This window comes from Nostoc sp. (assembly GCF_036917555.1).
Lineage (GTDB): Bacteria > Cyanobacteriota > Cyanobacteriia > Cyanobacteriales > Nostocaceae > Nostoc.
This window is the reverse complement of sequence record NZ_JBALDD010000066.1, coordinates 55,423-66,110: the sequence shown is the minus strand read 5'-3', so window position 1 is coordinate 66,110 and position 10,688 is coordinate 55,423. Positions and strand designations below refer to the sequence as shown.

The following is a 10,688-nucleotide window of genomic DNA, read 5'->3' as shown; positions in this document are numbered from 1 at the left end:
AAACTCTCACTGGTCATAGCGATTCGGTTTGGAGCGTGGCATTTAGCCCCGACGGTCAAACCATTGCCTCTGCCAGTGATGACAAGACGGTGAAGCTGTGGAATCGCAACGGGCAACTCCTGCAAACTCTCACTGGTCATAGCGATTCGGTTTGGAGCGTGGCATTTAGCCCCGACGGTCAAACCATTGCCTCTGCCAGTGATGACAAGACGGTGAAGTTGTGGAATCGCAACGGGCAACTCCTGCAAACTCTGCAAGGTCATAGCGATTCGGTTTGGAGCGTGGCATTTAGCCCCGACAGTCAAACCATTGCCTCTGCCAGTGGTGACAACACGGTGAAGTTGTGGAATCGCAACGGGCAACTGTTACAAACTCTCCAAGGTCATAGCGATTGGGTTAGGGGCGTGGTATTTAGCCCCGACGGTCAAACCATTGCCTCTGCCAGTGATGACAAGACGGTGAAGTTGTGGAATCGCAAGGGGCAACTCCTGCAAACTCTCCAAGGTCATAGCGATTCGGTTTGGAGCGTAGCATTTAGCCCCGACGGTCAAACCATTGCCTCTGCCAGTTCAGACAACACGGTGAGGCTGTGGAATCTCAATTTGGATGATTTAATGGTTAAGGGTTGTGCTTGGGTAAGCGATTATCTGCAAAATAACCCCAATGTGAATGAGAGGGATAAACATCTATGTGATGATATTGATACACGCAGGTGATAAACCTCTCCCGGCCTTGAACTTTAGTTCAAGTCTGTCCCTCTCGCCCGTCGGAGAGGGAAGGTCTTGCGTAGTAGCCCTTTCAAGGTGACTCGAAAAATCTCTGTTTTCTTATCTGCGCTCTCTGTAACTCTATGGTTTAAAAGTAATTTATCGAACTACTAAAATGCAGATAACACAGACAAAACAGGTTAAAGAGAGATTTTTTAAATAACATTTTTATCCACCTTGAAAGGGCTACTCGTAGGACTTACGCACTGTACAAATTATTCATAATATGTTTAACGGTATTTGTTCATTTCGGGCGCTTCGCATAACCCTTATTTATTCGCTTAATTGTGTAGGCGTAGCCCGTCGTAGACATCGCTAGATGCTAAACATAGCTGAAACACCTAAATTGCGTGTAGTACTTATGTACGATGCGTAAGTCCTAACTCGGAGAATTCACCAATTCTGCTGTATTAACCTTAATTTACCGTTAACCAATCATCTAAATCCTTTAAACTTTTGAATTTTTGTAAATCCTCTCTTAAATTGACCAACTGTTCTGGATTTAAAGCTTTAATTTTCGATTCCTGTACAGGTTGAATGGGTCCGAATTTTCTAAGTTGTTTTATAACACGCACTAAAGATGTATCCTCCTGGGACTCGGAAGCAATTACAGACTCGGGCATAGGATCACTCCGTAATAAACTTTTAATCAGTTCCTTGTTTAATACTAGCCATAAGATTTCATTGCGGTTGTCGCAACAATATTACCTTGTGTACGTTGGTCGTTTATTGCTCAATGGCTTGTGCAACCTGTTGTTATGTTCGCATTTTATCCTCAATTTGACTGAGGATTGCAAATGATAACAAACCAGAAGTGTCATTAGTCATTAGTCATTAATCATTTTCCTTGTCTCCCTCATTCCCAGTCCCCATTCTCTTTTCAAATTGATATAATCCGGGTCTGACACTCTGACCAAAGAGATTTTAGTAATGAGCGATCGCCTGTATGATTTGTGATGATGGTGCGATCGCATCATCATCAGCTAGACACAACGAACAAGCAAAGCCTCATAACGAAAATCATGAGTTTGTCAATGAAAATCACGAGTTTGTCAATGAAAATCATGATTTTGTCAATGAAAATTATGATTTTGTCAATGAAAATCACGAGTTTGTCAATGAAAATCATGATTTTGGTGACGACAGCTTATATATTTACGTGCGTAGGCGTAGCCCGTCGTAGACATCGCTCTTGTTGTAATCTGAGAAAGTGCGTTACCGAACAGCCCGTCATAAACATCGCTCATTCATCACCAATACTACAAATACTTCTGCAACAATAACCCTAACTTTTCCTTCGTCGCCGCTGGTGCTTTGTCCAACTGAGTCAAAATCGCATACTGCAACGCCGAATGCGCCTCACTGGTTGGCGGATTTTCACTCAAGCGCCGCACAGTTTCTTGAATCACCCTTTGAGCATTTACAGCATTCCGTAGCAAATTGCCAATCACCAATTCTACCGTCACAGTGTCATGGTCTGGATGCCAACAATCGTAATCTGTCACCAGTGCTAAAGTTGAGTATGCAATTTCCGCTTCCCTTGCCAACTTCGCCTCTGGTAAATTCGTCATCCCAATGATTGTTGCACCCCAACTGCGGTAAAGATTCGATTCTGCCTTAGTAGAAAAAGCTGGCCCTTCCATGCACACATAAGTGCCGCCGCGATGGAGGGTAACTTCTGGTAAATTGAGAGATGCGATCGCATCTGCCAATACAGCAGCTAAGTTTTTACAAATCGGATCGCCAAAGGCAATGTGAGCAACAATTCCCTCACCAAAAAACGTTGAAATTCGATTTTTCGTTCTGTCAATAAACTGATCTGGCACTACCATATCCAGTGGTTTCGCCTCTTCCTTCAAGGAACCCACAGCACTAGCTGAAATTAAATACTTCACACCCAATTGCTTCATTGCATAGATATTAGCGCGAAACGGTAACTCAGAGGGTAAAAGCGTGTGATTGCGGCCATGACGCGCCAAAAAAGCTACCCGTGTACCATCCAAAGTCCCCAGAATCAAAGCATCAGATGGTGAACCAAAAGGAGTCTCAACTCGCACCTCTTCGATATCTTTGAGCGCATCCATTTTGTAAAGACCGCTACCACCTATAATCCCAATACTAGCTTGAGCCATGATTCTGAACCTGTTCTTTGCTGATCTGCTCAGTTATTTTATCGAAAAGGGGAGTAGCAGAAAACAAAGCCATGTCTACAATGAGATATGCGTAGGCGTAGCCCGTCGTAGACATCGCATTTCGTACCACTAACACTATTGAATTATTACCCATTAATTGTTTGTTTAGGTGCAGATAGAAATCATCACCCAGTTATTCGAGCGTTAATTAATAATTTTTAGCAATCAAATTTCCAATAATTTTTGGAGATTAAATACTTATGATTAACCCTTAAGTCAATTGTCACCAATGTGTGTAATCAATACTTAATGTATACAAATATTAAGTATACGCACTCCTACGCAGGGAAACAAAGCAAGCGTTATACTTTTGGGAAAAGGCTTATTTGAACCCCTGCTTTTAACAATTTCATAAATCAATGGCTCTCAATTTTCGCTTTGCGGTAGTCAGCGACTTACACCTGGCACTTCCTCACACAATCTGGGATCATCCCAGCCGATTTCATCTGGTGGAAGTAAGTATCTCAGCATTTAAAAGTGTACTAGAACATTTAACACAACTCGATTTAGATTTCTTGTTGTTACCAGGAGATTTAACCCAGCATGGCGAACCAGAGAACCACGCCTGGTTGCAACAATGTTTAGCCCAGCTACCTTTTCCTGTTTATGTTGTTCCTGGTAATCATGACGTTCCTGTGCTGTTGGCTGATCAGCAATCAATTGCTTTTGCAGATTTTCCCTACTATTACACGAAGTTTGGCTATGAAGATCCACAGCAGATTTACTACATTCGTCAATTACTGCCTGGAGTTAAGCTGATTGGACTAAATTCTAACTCCTTTAATGACCAGGGTGAGCAAGTGGGATGTTTGGATGCCAAACAGCTACGGTGGTTAGAAGAGGTTCTGGCGGCATCTGGTGATGACTTAGTTTTGGTGATGGTGCATCATAATGTGGTGGAGCATTTACCCAATCAATCGAACCATCCACTAGCACATCGCTATATGTTGTCGAATTCAGCAGAACTATTGCAGCTGTTGAGGCACTACGGAGTCAAGCTAGTGTTTACCGGACATTTGCACGTTCAGGATATTGCTTACTCAGATGGAGTATATGATATTACCACTGGTTCTTTAGTGAGCTATCCTCACCCTTACCGAGTGCTGGAGTTTCATCGGGACAACCAAGGTAAAGAATCGTTGCAAATTTTATCCCATCGCGTAGAGTCAGTGCCTGATTTCCCTGACTTGCAACAGTCATCAAGGCAGTGGATGGGCGATCGCTCTTTTCCTTTCCTAATCAAGCTACTAACTCAGTCTCCATTAAACTTACCATTATCACAGGCAAAAAAATTAGCTCCTGGTTTGCGCGACTTCTGGGCAACTATTGCCGATGGGGATGCGGTGTTAGATTACCCTCATTTTCCCCCAGAAGTGCGACGCTATATTCAGACATATAGTGCATCACAGCCCAATCCAGGTATCGCCACTAATGGAAATTTGACGATGATTGATAATAACAGCACACTTTTGCTAGATAGGAGTTAGGAATTAGGAGTTAAAAGGTGATTCAACACTCAGCACAGGCTAAACCTTAGCTATCTGCTAACAGCACTCAGCACTCATTACTGATTTTGGCGACAAATTCCAAATGCTGAGGTGTAGGCGTGTAAAAAGGTTCTGCCACCAACAGGGCCAATTTCACCGCCACAGAAAAAGCCACCTATAGGAATATCATTAAGGTAGCGCTGAAATAATTCAGAATCGAAGTTGGGTTTACCATAAAGTCCTTCACCTCGTCCCAGACAGGAAAACATTAAAGCAGCTACAGCAGAGGGTTCAGATTCTCGTTGGTGTTGATAACTTTGGAGGAGTAATTCTAGGTCTTCAGCAGAGGCTTGGGCATCGCGGAGGTGGAATTGCAGCCTTTGACCAGGACGGACGCGATCGCCAATTGCGATCGCCCCAGCATTTGGATCGACTCCAAGAATACCACGAATTAAAAAGTCTCCTTGCTGCAAAGCCAGCTTAAATTCATCCATTGCCACACCAACAAACAGAGAATGCTGTGCTAAAATCCGTTCTTGTTCGCTGAGACTAGCAATCAAATCTCGCAACACTACCAGAGGCACTTGATCATCTAACTCTAGAATAATATTGCGATCGGCTTTTGTGACTTGCAATGGTTTGCCAATCGGTCGGCATCCTTGGGCGACAATCGTTTCCAAAACAATATTGCCAGTCAAAGCTATACCAACAGTGCCTTCACGATACAAGTTTTGCTGTTTCTCACCGTTAGTATGGTTACAAAAAAGGGCAACACGACCACCCATACCTCCACCACTAGCCTGTCCCCCCACGATCGCTGATCCTGGATAAGCAAAATCTAGCCCCTGCAACAAATCGTTAATTCCAGAGGCGAAAGAACTAGACAGCAAGATGAACTGCGGTGTCGGTGATGGTGGCACACCGATCAAATCAAGCCAAGCATCTGGTGAACTGTCTAAGTCAGGTAATTCTTCAGCAACAACATGAAAAACTTGAATCTTCACTCCTGGAAGGTGTGCTAAAGTCAAGCTAATAGCTGGTTCAGCTTCCAATTCTTGGGTTTCTCCGCTAAGTGTCGTCCCAATTACACCACCACCACTACAGCCAATTAGCACAGGCACAGAAAGTTTTTCAGCTAACAAAGGTAACAGTCGGGAATACTCACTCGCAAAAGCAGACGAAATGAATACCAGTCCTAGATCCGCAGGTGCTGTTAACGATGAAACAGCTCGTTCTACCACATCTGTAACAGCGGCTTCCAGAGAATGACGGGTTGATAGGGCATTTGCCCACTGCATTTGGTCTGCCATGAGTTTTGAGCTTCTTTCTCTTTTTAGGGTAGTAGATTTTGACTTTTTATTTTGGGAAGAATTGCATCTTACAAGAATTGATGCCAGCCCTTTGTCTCCTCCATCCCAAGAAGCTGGGGTTGTCATTCCCTAATATAGGCATCTAAATATATTGTATGATTATTTATCTATGCTACTAATTCCATAAAATCTTAAAAAATAAAGGTGAATGCATTATAGATAGGGTAGCTTGCTGTATTGCTTATAAATCAATAGGCTAAAACACTAACTTATGAGCGGCTAAATGGTTAGAATGGTTAGTAATTAAGCGAAAAACTGCCATTTCTGAACATTTTCTATACTAGTATTAACAACATACAACGAGACTAAAGCAATGACCAACATCCAAGAAACAGCAAAAGGCGACATCCAAGAGAAAATTCAAGAAGAAGTGGAACAAGCGCGTACTGTCTGTGATATTAACGGTAGTAACTCACCAGAGTGTGCTGCTGCTTGGGATGCAGTAGAAGAATTGCAAGCCGAAGCTTCCCACAAGCGCCAAAGCAAGCCAAAAAATTCTCTAGAACAGTATTGTGATGACAACCCAGATGCAATTGAATGCCGGGTTTACGACGACTAGAAATTGAGGCAACTGGATTTTCTGTTGTTTGGTCAGCAAACAACCAAAGTTGACTAAAGAAGACGCCTAGAGTGGAGGACGTGGAAACTCACCAATGTCCTCAACTCGCAAGCGTCTTATTTAGAGCTACCGATTTTAGTCGTGGAAACAAAAAATAAATTCCTCATTTGAATCAATAGGCTTCTTCCAAAAGGATAAGTTGCGATTTTCATAAATTAAACAACCAATTAATTGGCAGTAGGGGCGTACAGATGTACGCCCCTATAAATTTTTTGTAATACTCGTGACTTCTAGTCATACGAGGTTCAATAAACTATTATCAAGAAGAATTCAGGATGAATTGGAGTCCGACTGACTCCTGAATAAAAGGGTTTAATACCCCTGCCTTATTTAGCAGTCTACAATCAGGTAGTGGTATAAAATCCCACTTGATTTATTCGGACTCCTGACTTCTTTTTATCTATTGTTTGAGAAAAAATATGGACTATGATATTTGGTTTCGACCTTTCGTCTGGATTGATTACCGACTGGCAGTATTATTCCTGGTAATTATTCCGCTAATTCTTCTGATTTGGGCATTTGTACAAAAAGCAGAAGGCATACAACGCTTATTGGCTATATACTGGCGAGTATCAAGTTTAGTGGCAATCACGATTTACTTAATGATTGCCCAGTATCCAGTTAGCTTTATCTCTGGGTTGATAGCTCAGATTTTGATCCCGATTTCGCTGTGGTTCTGGGTGGATATCAACGATGAAATTGAGTATCAAACCAGTGGATCTTTGAAATTTCTTTTTACCTCTTGGCGCTGGGCGACAACTGTTTATTGTTTTTTGGGCACACTAGCCTTTATCCCTTTTTTGGGTTGTGCTTTTTCTGCCAATATGCTGAAGACTCCCAACTGTCGTGTCTGGTTCGAGGCTCCGTTGCTATTCAAAGAATATTTTCATGCTAACAGTAAGGCTGAGTTCTTAGGTTTTCTTGGCATAACTAGTTTAGTAATTTATGTGCTTTATTTGAGCTATTTTGTTTTGATTAAGCTGGGCAAGCAGGGACGTTCAGCCACACCACAGTAACCGTCGCTGCATCACCTTACCCTTACTCTTAAAAAAATGAATTCCATTGGCAAGCGACTGGAACAATACACTGCTAAACGCACCAAAGAAGTCCTAATTGTAACGGTGGTAATTGCCGATGAGCAAGATACAATTGCTATTTTCAAAGGCTTTTCCAGTTCTTTGATGCGCCCAACGGCATTTGATGCAGATGTACCAGTTCTACCAGATGGGGCAAACATCCTCAACATTGACCGAGTAGCCAGTCCTTATAATCCTGAAGCACTCCGTTATATTCAACAAGGAATTTCATGGGAAGCTATGGAAGCTTTATTATTAGAAGTAGGTGTTTAACTAATTACTAATTCGTAATTTTACAGCAAGGCTAACTTTGAGATTGTTGATGAAGCGATGTCTACGAGAAGATGTGACGCTCGACGACTCGCTAACGCTGTGCTATCAGTGACGCAACGGGAGTATTATTATTCGGGATATTATGCCGGATTGGGCAGTTAAACCCTGTCCATTCTGAAACCTAAAGTTTTTAAGGAAAGTATATTATTCATGTGCAGTTGAGTAAGATACAAAAAAATGCTGAAATTATTTCACAGTAAGGACTTTGGTTTTTTCATATAATCGATAACTGCTATATTTCAATTGTTGATATTTTCTAAATTATACTACAATGTATAATAAATTTGTAACAGCATTTCAAGCCCAATGTTGGTTCAGTGAATTGTCCATATATATTACTGTTGTTGGTGAATGGAATTGAGATGGATATTGAACAAGTAAGGTTACAGTATCAGAGATTAGATCGCCATTACCAGGGAGCATTAACTAAGGATTCCATAAGCTTTCTGGATTTTTCTCATACGCTTCGAGTGTGGGTTGATATGAAGTCTCTAATCGATACCCTTGCTCAAAGCCAAGGTATAGAACTTGAGTTGAATAACGTAGTTCGTAAAAAGGAAGCTCAAAAGATTCTAAAGGGTAGTAAGTATGTTTATCTTCCCTTAGGGAGCGGAGTACCAAGTCGAGGTGTAGAAGTGAGAGGGGTTAGAATCATCAACCGAGCTCTGAATCCTGAGGAAATCAAGAAGCTTTATGAGGCGGGACTACCAGAAGTTCAAAAAGCAAAATTAACTTTTAGCCAATGGCTTGCTTCAGGTATATATGATGTTCCATCAGAAAATGAAAAACATCCGAAATTTACTATTTCGAGAGAAATTTTGATCAAGCGAGTGGCTAATATTTTAGGTGCAAGCCACCCTCATGGAACTGATAACTCAGATGCAACTGAAAATAGATTTGATCCTTATGTGATTGATCTTCATCAATTGATTCTGGCTGATGGCTATCCGGCAACTTATTATCAGCTGCTTGAAATCGGGAAAGATATTTTGCAAGCAATAAAGCTGTTCATGTAAGCATTTAGCAATTTTTGAATACTTCATATTTTGTAGGAATGAATATAGTTAAAGAAGTTCATAAGTCTTTCACCCTATGACAACCAAGAAATATGTTTACTGGCAAGATGAGGAGATGTGGCTTGGCTATCTAGAGGAGTATCCAGACTACTGGACTCAGGCAGAAACCGAAAATGAATTGAAGGAGAACTTAACTGATATTTACAAAGAATTAACCAGTGGGACAATCCCCAATATCCGAAGAGTGGCTGAACTTGAGGTATTGTGAAACGACGGGACTTGATAAAACGTCTTGAAGAAATCGGTTGTGTATTTATTCGTCATGGTGGCAAACATGACTGGTATCAGAACCCCATAACAAAGGTATCTCAACCTGTTCCAAGGCATCGAGAAATTAAGGAACAGCTTGCCAAACACATCATCAAAATGCTTGGCGACGAAAGCTAACACGGCACATTGGAGCCGAACGCCGAGAGGTTATTTGCCGCACCCGGAAGGAAGTAAGCTACAGTTGAGGTCTAAATTGCCGTCTGAAACTGTCTTCTCTACGAGACGCTGCGCGAACAATTTTAAATAATTATTTTGACTTTTAAATTTATAAAATGTCCCGTTCTGGATACACACTTCCCGTCTTTGCCTGTGCTGCTGCTGTTGCAGCTTTACACTGGTTACGCGATCGCCAACCCCTAAGCATAGCATCAGTAGATTTGATTGAACCCGCTCAAATCGCAGAAATCCCCATTGAACAGGTAGCAGGACTATCTGAGAATACAGCTTTAGCAATCACTCGCAGCGATCCCGGTGATAATCTTGACCTAACCAAAGATACACCGATTTGGGCATTGGTGGAGTGGAGGGAAGCAGGGGAGCCAATAATTATTAAAGGTGGGGAAGGGATTGGTAGGCAATTAAGCGCTGATGACAAACCGGCTATTTATGCTTACGCTCAAAGGCTGTTGCAAGAGAATTTGCAACGAATGCTAGCACCTGGGGAAAAAATCACGGTGACAATTATTCTACCTGAAGGGCGATCGCTAGCTGTTCGGACTTCAAATTCTGCCTTTGGTGTGGTTGAAGGACTTTCTCTCTTAGGCACAACCGGCATTTCTCAACCTTTGAGTACACCAGATCAGCTTGCCGTTTTTCGAGCGGAATTACAAAATAAAGCCAGTCGTTTTGAGAGTTTAGTATTCTGTATCGGGGAGAATGGCCTAGATTTGGCGCGTAAACTAGGGATTAATCCCGAACAATTGGTCAAAACTGCTAACTGGCTGGGCCCAATGTTAGTAGAAGCTGATGTGCTAGGTGTGAAAGAAATCTTATTATTTGGCTATCACGGTAAGCTGATGAAGCTGGCTGGGGGGATTTTTCACACCCATCATTACTTAGCTGATGGACGGCGAGAAATTTTGGCAGCGCACTGTGCGATCGCAGGTTTAAAATCACTAGATATCCAAGCTGTGTTTAACAGTGCAACTGCTGAAGCAGCACTAACACACTTAAAATCGCTAGATGCTGCAACTGGTAGTGATTGGGTAAATAAAGTTTACAGTGCGATCGCCGAAACTATCGATGTTCGTTCCCAAGAATACATCCAAAGTCATAGCGAAAGCGGCACAAGAGTAACAGTCTGTGGCTCTATTCTCTTTGATCGCGATCGCCAAATTATTGTGAAGAGTAAAACTGCTGGTCTGTTGATGAGAAAATTATGTTAATTTATTATGAATAATCGTAAACAATCCAAATAAATAATCCTTTAAGTAACCACTCTAGGGTAAGTTTATCGTTTTAATACCATCTCCAACTCCGGGACTAGACAAACGCACAT

General features: G+C 41.9%; 14 protein-coding genes. 11 read left to right on the top strand and 3 right to left on the bottom strand.

Annotated elements, in window-relative coordinates; all coding sequences use genetic code 11:
- Positions 1-716, top strand: a 716-nt coding sequence (locus V7K60_RS26685) for a WD40 repeat domain-containing protein (RefSeq protein ID WP_334929965.1), incomplete at its 5' end; no start/stop codon positions are given.
- Positions 717-1,183: 467 nt separating this feature from the next.
- Here the strand turns inward: V7K60_RS26685 and V7K60_RS26680 are convergent.
- Positions 1,184-1,390 (bottom strand): DUF4351 domain-containing protein, encoded by a 207-nt coding sequence (locus V7K60_RS26680; RefSeq protein WP_334929963.1) that lies wholly within the window; start codon positions 1,388-1,390, stop codon positions 1,184-1,186.
- 323 nt (positions 1,391-1,713) lie between these two features.
- Between V7K60_RS26680 and V7K60_RS26675 the strand changes: the two genes are divergently transcribed.
- Positions 1,714-1,950 carry a hypothetical protein gene (locus V7K60_RS26675; protein ID WP_334929961.1) on the top strand — a complete coding sequence of 79 codons (237 nt, stop codon included), beginning with the start codon at positions 1,714-1,716 and terminating at the stop codon, positions 1,948-1,950.
- Between the two features lie 76 nt (positions 1,951-2,026).
- On the opposite strand, the gene V7K60_RS26670 is transcribed toward V7K60_RS26675, so the two are convergent.
- Positions 2,027-2,899: an S-methyl-5'-thioadenosine phosphorylase gene (locus V7K60_RS26670; RefSeq protein ID WP_334929959.1), complete on the bottom strand. Its 873-nt coding sequence runs from the start codon at positions 2,897-2,899 to the stop codon at positions 2,027-2,029.
- A gap of 419 nt (positions 2,900-3,318) precedes the next feature.
- Here V7K60_RS26670 and V7K60_RS26665 point away from each other — a divergent pair, with 419 nt between their 5' ends.
- Positions 3,319-4,446, top strand: a complete 1,128-nt coding sequence (locus tag V7K60_RS26665) for a metallophosphoesterase family protein (protein ID WP_334929957.1) — start codon at positions 3,319-3,321, stop codon at positions 4,444-4,446.
- 77 nt (positions 4,447-4,523) lie between these two features.
- On the opposite strand, the gene V7K60_RS26660 is transcribed toward V7K60_RS26665, so the two are convergent.
- On the bottom strand, positions 4,524-5,756 hold the full coding sequence (locus tag V7K60_RS26660; RefSeq protein ID WP_334929955.1) for an FIST signal transduction protein: 1,233 nt from the start codon (positions 5,754-5,756) through the stop codon (positions 4,524-4,526).
- Here V7K60_RS26660 and V7K60_RS26655 point away from each other — a divergent pair.
- The 8 genes from V7K60_RS26655 (at position 5,755) to cbiD (ending at position 10,575) form a co-directional block, all read left to right on the top strand.
- Positions 5,755-5,889: a hypothetical protein gene (locus V7K60_RS26655; RefSeq protein ID WP_334929953.1), complete on the top strand. Its 135-nt coding sequence runs from the start codon at positions 5,755-5,757 to the stop codon at positions 5,887-5,889. The genes V7K60_RS26660 and V7K60_RS26655 overlap by 2 nt on opposite strands.
- 240 nt (positions 5,890-6,129) lie before the next feature.
- Positions 6,130-6,375, top strand: a complete 246-nt coding sequence (locus V7K60_RS26650; RefSeq protein WP_069074399.1) for a Calvin cycle protein CP12 — start codon at positions 6,130-6,132, stop codon at positions 6,373-6,375.
- A 479-nt stretch (positions 6,376-6,854) separates the two neighbouring features.
- Positions 6,855-7,451, top strand: coding sequence for a DUF3177 family protein (locus tag V7K60_RS26645; protein WP_334929951.1), 597 nt, complete (start codon positions 6,855-6,857; stop codon positions 7,449-7,451).
- A 36-nt stretch (positions 7,452-7,487) separates the two neighbouring features.
- Positions 7,488-7,784: a DUF7734 family protein gene (locus tag V7K60_RS26640; protein WP_334929949.1), complete on the top strand. Its 297-nt coding sequence runs from the start codon at positions 7,488-7,490 to the stop codon at positions 7,782-7,784.
- A gap of 422 nt (positions 7,785-8,206) precedes the next feature.
- A complete protein-coding gene (locus tag V7K60_RS26635) occupies positions 8,207-8,860 on the top strand; it encodes a hypothetical protein (RefSeq protein WP_334929948.1) in 654 nt (217 codons plus the stop codon).
- A 76-nt stretch (positions 8,861-8,936) separates the two neighbouring features.
- On the top strand, positions 8,937-9,128 hold the full coding sequence (locus V7K60_RS26630) for a hypothetical protein (RefSeq protein ID WP_334929946.1): 192 nt from the start codon (positions 8,937-8,939) through the stop codon (positions 9,126-9,128).
- Entirely contained in the window at positions 9,125-9,307 is a 183-nt protein-coding gene (locus tag V7K60_RS26625; protein ID WP_334929944.1) for a type II toxin-antitoxin system HicA family toxin, read from the top strand. The genes V7K60_RS26630 and V7K60_RS26625 overlap by 4 nt, the downstream gene beginning before the upstream one ends.
- Before the next feature lie 155 nt (positions 9,308-9,462).
- Positions 9,463-10,575 carry a cobalt-precorrin-5B (C(1))-methyltransferase CbiD gene (gene cbiD, locus V7K60_RS26620; protein WP_334929942.1) on the top strand — a complete coding sequence of 371 codons (1,113 nt, stop codon included), beginning with the start codon at positions 9,463-9,465 and terminating at the stop codon, positions 10,573-10,575.
- Positions 10,576-10,688: the final 113 nt, after the last annotated feature.